Origin of the sequence: Halomonas sp. (genome assembly GCF_041689495.1) — a bacterium.
In the GTDB taxonomy this organism is placed as follows: domain Bacteria; phylum Pseudomonadota; class Gammaproteobacteria; order Pseudomonadales; family Halomonadaceae; genus Halomonas.
In genome coordinates this window covers 1-5556 of record NZ_JBDNGD010000193.1, presented here as the reverse complement: position 1 = coordinate 5556, position 5556 = coordinate 1, and the positions used below count along the sequence as shown (strand labels likewise).

Genomic DNA, 5556 nt, shown 5'->3' with positions numbered 1-5556 from the left:
ATCCACGAGGCCTGCCCCCGGGCCAGGGCGCCAGACGGCGTCTGACTAAACCGCCAATAGGCGCCGTCGACCTGCACCTGGCCGATACGCATGGGCTCGGATCCCACCGCGCGCACCTTCAGCGCGATGCCATCGTCGTCGATGACTGTGCGCTCCACGGTGAGTTCTTCCAGTGGTGGCGGCGAGACACCGAGCAGCGCGAGCGGGTTCGTCATGTTGAACAGCGTGATGGCTGCGCCGAGCACCAGCAATGGAAGCAGCAGAGAGGACCAGAAGCGGAGGTTCATCAGACCACCTCGAAGAAGCTCATCCAGCCGAGCTCCACGAACTCGCTCTGGTGGGCGTGAAACATGTACCTGCCTGGCTCATGATCGGCAAAGGAGAACTCCAGGATTCCGCGCTGGGCCTGGCACTGCATCACCGTATCCACGGTCCGCAGGGTCGGCATCAGCGTCGTACCATGGTCGTAATAGTCGAAGAAATTCGCATGCAAGTGCAGCGAATTCACGGGATCGAATTCGGTGACGTTGATCAGATATAACCGCACAGGACGCTTGCGGTCGATGCGAATGGGCCGATTTGCATAGGCATGGGCCACGGTGTTGACCGCGTAGATCTCGTTCTCTTCGTCGAAGTTGGTATCGAAGCCATTCATCACCATCACCAATTCCTGCCAGCGAGCGTTCTCGTCGCTGCCGAGAAGTCGCGAGCGAGCCGAGTCCACCTGCTCGGGGTGGCGCTCCGGGTCCGGATCAACGATGAAGGCACCGTACAGGCCCTTGTGGATGTGGCGCTTCAGCGGGACCGAATGACAGTGATACAGATGACAACCGAAGGGCTTGGCATCGAATTCATAAGTAAAGGCTTCACCCGGCGCCACTTCACCGGCGCCTGGTACGCCATCCATGCGCGCCGAGTGGATGCCGTGAAAGTGCAGGGTATGCGGATGGCTGCCCCCATTAACGAAGCGAATACGGATACGATCCCCCTCGGTGGCACGCAGGGTCGGACCGGGCACCCGGCCGTTGTAGGTCCAGGCGGGGAAGAAAATCCCGGGAGCGATCTCGATCTCCTTGTCCACTGCGGTGATTCTGTACTCGCGCAAGCGCTGCCCGTTGGCCAGCCAGCTGGCCCTGCCGGTATCCCAATCGGTGAGCATGGCGCTCGGGTCGAAACCGTTGCGCTCATGATCCACCTCCCCCACCGTCATCATGCCCCCCATATCGCCACCGTGAAGCGCGGCATGGTCGGGTGCCGACCGCGAGGAATCGGCCGCGGCGATCGCTCGAGCCGACGAGAGGCCAAGCGACGAGGTCAGGCTCCAGAACGCCGTCTTGAGGAAGCCACGGCGGTTGAATGGCGATATTTTCATCAAGTAACGACTCGCATTGAATGTGAATGATTATTACCAGCATTACCAATAATATAGCACAAGAACAAGGGCCGACGGCGCAGGGACTGCCATGCCGAGCATTTGCCGGGCGATGCCGAACACCGTCGCGAGGGCGAGAATGGCCATCTTCTCCGACCCGTTGGCCAATATGCTCAGGGCTAAGCTGATCCTGTTGATCGGCAAGCAGCCGTGGGCAGGGATCGGAGTTCGGCAGACTACTCTGCTCGACCACGATGCGATGCTCCGTGGCATCCCCGTCGGCGGTCAGGCTCGCTGGAAGGGGTACACCGCCCCAATCGCGAGGATTCGCGTCAATTCGTCCAGCGCCTTCAGGGCCTCCTCGGCCAGTTGCGGGTCGGCGAGATCCTCCGGCGCCAGGAGATCACGGTAGTGGCGCTTCACCCAGGCGGTGAGCTCTCCGTGAAGGGCCTCGGTGAGCAGGACACGTCCCGAAAGGGCGGCGCGCTCGGCCTCGCTGAGCACCACCCGCAGGCGCAGGCAGGCCGGGCCGCCACCGTTGCGCATGCTCTGCTTGACGTCCCTGACCACCACCTCGGAGATCGGGTTGTGGCCGGCCAGCAGGTGGTTCTGGATGGTGCGCCAGACGTTCTCGCGCTCCTGACACTCGCCGGGCACCACCAGGGTCATGGTGCCATCGGGATTGGAGAGTAGTTGAGAGTTGAACAGATAGGAGGCCACGGCGTCCTCGAGACTCACCGCCGCCTCGGGGATGCGCACCGGGATCAGCGGAGCGCGCATCTTGTCGCGCAACTCATTCAGGATGATCTGCTCGTCGAGGAAGGCTATTTCGTGGTAGAGCAGCACCGGGCCATTGCCCACCGCGATGACATCGTTATGAAAGACCCCGGCATCGATGGCGTCGGGGTGCTGCTGGGCAAATACTACTTGTGACTCCGTGAGGCCATGCTGGCGTGCCACCGCCTGGCTGGCCTCCAGGGTCTGGCGGGCCGGGTAGTGCCGGGGCGCCACGCCCTCCTCCGTTCCCCAGCCGAAGGCCGCCCGGCCATGGACGAACAGATGCACGCCGGGCTCGCCGTAGTCGCCGCACAGACGGGTATGATTGGCCGCCCCCTCGTCAGAGAAGACTGGGGTGGCGGGCAGTGCCGGATGATGGGCGAAGTGCGCCTGGTCGCGAAAGATGGCCGCCAATATCCGCTCCGTGGCCGGCGGCTCCAGGGTGCGGTGGAAACTCGACTGCAGGTTGGCCGGCGTGAAATGCACCCGGCCATCCGGCGCGTCCACGGAGGGCGTCACGGTAGCGGCATTGGCGGTCCACATGCTCGAGGCCGAGCAGACCGCACGCAGGATCTGGGGGGCCTCGCCCGCCGCCCGGGCCAGCACCTCACCGTCGTTGCCGGAGAAACCCAGCAACCGCAGGGTGGCGATATCGGGTCGCTGCTGGGGCGGCAGAATCCCCTGGACATAGCCCGCCTCCACCAGCGACTTCATCTTGCCCAGGCCCTGCAGGGCGGCCTGCCGCGGGTTGGCCACCAGCCCCTGGTGGGACATGGAGGCCAGGTTGCCCAATGCCAGGCCGGAATAGTTATGGGTCGGCCCCACCAGGCCGTCGAAATTGACTTCACGCCAGGCCATCTCGCTCATAACCTCACTCCAGGCGGCAGCTTGTCGGGCAGGCTCAACGCCTCGCTCTCCATGGAAGCGACCGGATAGGCGCAGTAGTCGGCGGCGTAATAGGCACTCGGGCGATGATTGCCGCTTTCGCCCACTCCACCGAAGGGCGCATCACCGGAGGCCCCGGTGGTCTGGCGGTTCCAGTTGACGATGCCGGCTCGGATACGCAGCAGGAAGTCGTCCCAGTCGGCTCGCTCACCGCCGAGCAGCCCGGCGGAGAGGCCATAACGGGTGTCATTGGCAAAGCCGATTGCCTGGTCCCAGTCGCGATAACGGGTTACCTTGAGCAGCGGACCGAAGTGCTCCTCATCGGGCACCTCGAGGCCGGTGACGTCGATCAACCCCGGCGAAAGCAAACTGGTGCCGGGCGCCAGGCGCTCCATGCGGGACAGCACCGTGCCGCCCACCGCCTCCAGGTCGTCCTGGGCATTCAACAGGCCATCGGTCGCCGCCACACTCACCAGGCCGGCATAGAAGGGGGCCGGCTCGGCAAAGGGCCCGGCCACATGCAGCCGCGAGATGGCGTCACTCAGGGCGTCGAGCAGACGGTCGCCCACCTGGCCCTCGGGGAGGATCAGGCGTCGGGCACAGGTACAGCGCTGACCACCGGAGAGGAAGGCCGACTGCAGGATGGTCAGCACGGCGGCGTCCTGATCGGGGACGTCCTTGACCACCAGCGGATTGTTGCCGCCCATTTCCAGCGCCAGGATCTTGCCGGGTTGGCCGGCGAACTGCTGGTGCAGGATACCCCCGACCCGAGCACTCCCGGTGAACAGCAGGCCATCGATACCGGGATGGGCCGAGAGTGCCTGGCCCGTTTCCGCCGCGCCCTGCACCAGATTGACCACGCCATCGGGCAGACCCGCCTCCTGCCAGCACTGGAGAACCAGATCGGCAGTCAGCGGGGTCTGCTCGCTGGGCTTGAACACCACGGTATTGCCGGCCAGCAGCGCCGGCACGATATGTCCGTTGGGCAGGTGGCCAGGGAAGTTGTAGGGGCCATAGACCGCCAGCACCCCGTGGGGACGATGGCGCAGCACGGCGGTGGCCTCCCCCAGGTCGCGGCGACGTTCACCGGTGCGCTCCTGATAGGCACGGATCGATATCGCCACCTTGCCGATCATCGCCCCCACCTCGGTGCGCGCCTCCCAGAGCGGCTTGCCGGTTTCCCGGGCAATGGCCGTGGCCAGATCCTCGCGGTGGCTCTCCAGCACCTCGCGAAAGTGCTCCACCAGCGCCTGGCGCTCCTCGAAGGGAGTGCGTGCCCAGGCGGGGAAGGCATCACGGGCCGCCTTCACGGCAGCCGCCACCTGACCCGCGGAGGCGGCTGCCCCCTCCCAGAGGCCATCGCCGGCCACGGGATCGACCTTGGTGAAGGCCGCGCCTTTTCCCGCCTGCCAGTGGCCACCGATCAACAGTTCCTGTCTTGCCTTCATCATGCCTCCTCCTCGGTATCCAGGATACGCAGGGTGTCGCCCGAGACGACCTCCAGCCGCCGCGCCTCGGCCTCGTCGAGTGTGACCACGCCTTCTGCATCCGGTCCCTGACCGAGCCAGGCAGCCCGGAATCCCGCCATGTCGGTGGTCGCCGCCAGCCAGCGGGGCCGCGAGGCCTCGTTTCCGGCGTCAGCTTTCACCTCGACTCGGCAGCGGCGCGACAGCCGCACACCCCGCACGTCGTCGATATAAGCCTCGACCGTCGGGCCGCCATCGAAGATGTCGATGAAGCCCTCCCAGCGCAGCCCTTGCTGCTTGAGCATGGTCAAGGCGGGACGGGTCTGCTCGTGCACCTGGCCGATGCAGGCCCGCGCCTGCTCGCTGAGAAAGGGAGTATAGATCGGGAACTTGGGCATCAATTCACCGATGAAGCTCTTCTGGCCCAGGCCCGTCAAGCGATCGGCCTCATCGAAATCGAGCGGGAAGAAGTGGCTGCCCAGACACTCCCAGAAGGGACTCTTGCCGCGCGCATCGAAAACCCCGCGCATTTCCGCTAACACCTTCTCGGGGAAGCGATCGCGAAACTCCGCCATGAACAGCCAGCGCATCATCGACAGCAGTGCGCCGTTACGCTCGTGGCGGCGATCGACGCCGCGATACTCGGGACGCAGAAACAGCGAAGCCACTTCGGCGTCACCGGTGTGATCGGAGCTGAGAAACAGGGTGTCGATGGTGCGATGCAGATCGAGCTGCACCGACGAGTGCGCCAGGGTCCCCAGGCGATAATGATAGAAGGGAATCTCACGCCCGACCTGGCCCTCGATGGCGCAGCAGCCGGCGAGCCGGCCGGTCTCCTCGTCTTCCAGCACGAAGAAGTAGAGGCGCTGGTCGCGCGGCGTACGCTCCTCGAACGCGCTCACCGTCCAGGCGATCCGCGCCGCCAGGAAGTCGCGGTTGTCGGGAAGCGAGGTGAAGCCCACGCCGGTCTCACGAGCCAGGGCCTGCAGCTCGTCCAGGTCGGCCTCGGCAATCGGTCGAATGCGCATTACAGCTCCCCCTCGTCATAGCCCGGGT

General features: G+C 65.2%; 4 protein-coding genes and 1 pseudogene. All 5 read right to left on the bottom strand.

Annotated features, from left to right (window positions below):
* Positions 1–287 (bottom strand): annotated as a pseudogene (locus tag ACESMD_RS06745) (metal transporter); the annotation flags it as partial.
* On the bottom strand, positions 287–1372 hold the full coding sequence (locus tag ACESMD_RS06740; RefSeq protein WP_372611534.1) for a multicopper oxidase domain-containing protein: 1086 nt from the start codon (positions 1370–1372) through the stop codon (positions 287–289). The gene ACESMD_RS06740 and the pseudogene ACESMD_RS06745, both read right to left, overlap by 1 nt.
* Positions 1373–1657: 285 nt before the next feature.
* Entirely contained in the window at positions 1658–3016 is a 1359-nt protein-coding gene (astB, locus tag ACESMD_RS06735) for an N-succinylarginine dihydrolase (protein WP_372611532.1), read from the bottom strand.
* On the bottom strand, positions 3013–4482 hold the full coding sequence (gene astD / locus ACESMD_RS06730; RefSeq protein ID WP_372611536.1) for a succinylglutamate-semialdehyde dehydrogenase: 1470 nt from the start codon (positions 4480–4482) through the stop codon (positions 3013–3015). The genes astB and astD overlap by 4 nt, the downstream gene beginning before the upstream one ends.
* Positions 4482–5528 (bottom strand): arginine N-succinyltransferase, encoded by a 1047-nt coding sequence (astA, locus tag ACESMD_RS06725; protein ID WP_372611530.1) that lies wholly within the window; start codon positions 5526–5528, stop codon positions 4482–4484. Before astA ends, astD begins: the two co-directional genes overlap by 1 nt.
* Positions 5529–5556: the final 28 nt, after the last annotated feature.

Coding starts and splice junctions, on each gene's coding strand:
- astA (WP_372611530.1), bottom strand. CDS start 5,528: ATGCGCATTCGACCGATTGCCGAGGCCGACCTGGACGAGCTGCAGGCC.
- ACESMD_RS06740 (WP_372611534.1), bottom strand. CDS start 1,372: ATGAAAATATCGCCATTCAACCGCCGTGGCTTCCTCAAGACGGCGTTC.
- astD (WP_372611536.1), bottom strand. CDS start 4,482: ATGAAGGCAAGACAGGAACTGTTGATCGGTGGCCACTGGCAGGCGGGA.
- astB (WP_372611532.1), bottom strand. CDS start 3,016: ATGAGCGAGATGGCCTGGCGTGAAGTCAATTTCGACGGCCTGGTGGGG.